The 1,142-nt window shown below is 50.7% G+C and carries 1 protein-coding gene; it reads left to right on the forward strand.

Features of this window, described 5'->3' with window-relative positions:
• Nucleotides 1–18: 18 nt before the first annotated feature.
• Nucleotides 19–1,142, forward strand: a 1,124-nt coding sequence (gene tuf, locus RCH20_RS12440) for an elongation factor Tu (RefSeq protein ID WP_327193825.1), incomplete at its 3' end; no start/stop codon positions are given.

Raw genomic sequence — 1,142 nt, forward strand, 5'->3', positions numbered from 1 at the left:
AATAAAGAGGAAACACTCATGGCAAAGGCCAAGTTTGAACGCAAAAAGCCACACGTCAACGTCGGCACCATTGGACACGTTGACCATGGTAAAACCACCCTTACCGCCGCTATCGCAACCGTAGCCGCTATCACTTCAGGCGGCGAAGCCAAAGACTACGCGTCTATTGACTCAGCCCCTGAAGAAAAAGCCCGTGGTATTACCATCAACACCAGCCACGTAGAATATGACACCGAAGCCCGTCATTACGCACACGTCGACTGCCCAGGTCACGCCGATTATGTTAAAAACATGATCACTGGTGCCGCTCAAATGGACGGCGCAATCTTAGTCGTATCAGCAACTGACGGCCCTATGCCACAAACCCGTGAGCATATCTTGCTATCACGTCAGGTTGGCGTACCGTACATCATCGTATTCATGAACAAATGCGACCTCGTAGACGACGAAGAGTTGCTTGAGCTAGTAGAAATGGAAGTTCGCGAATTACTTAGCGACTATGACTTCCCAGGTGACGACACCCCAATCGTTAAAGGGTCTGCGACCCAAGCCCTAAAAGGCGACGAAGGTCCGTACGGTCAACCTGCTATTGTAGAACTACTAGGTATCCTAGACACCTACATCCCAGAGCCTGAGCGTGACGTCGACAAAGCATTCTTAATGCCAATCGAAGACGTCTTCTCAATCTCAGGTCGTGGTACCGTCGTTACTGGCCGTGTCGAATCAGGCATCGTCAAAATCGGTGACGAAATTGAAATCGTCGGCATCCGTGCCACCCAAAAAACCACCTGTACCGGTGTAGAGATGTTCCGTAAACTGCTTGACGAAGGTCGTGCAGGCGAAAACTGTGGCGTATTGCTACGTGGTACCAAGCGTGAAGACGTACAGCGCGGACAAGTATTGGCCAAACCAGGCTCAATCACCCCGCATACCAAATTTGATGCCGAAGTATACGTACTAAGCAAAGAAGAAGGCGGTCGTCACACCCCATTCCTAAACGGCTATCGTCCCCAGTTCTACTTCCGTACCACCGACGTCACTGGCGCAATCCAGTTACAAGACGGTACTGAAATGGTGATGCCTGGTGATAACGTTGAGATGGGCGTAGAGCTTATCCACCCAATCGCTATGGACAAAGGTCT

It is taken from the genome of Psychrobacter sp. PL15 (assembly GCF_035984995.1).
Taxonomy (GTDB): domain Bacteria; phylum Pseudomonadota; class Gammaproteobacteria; order Pseudomonadales; family Moraxellaceae; genus Psychrobacter.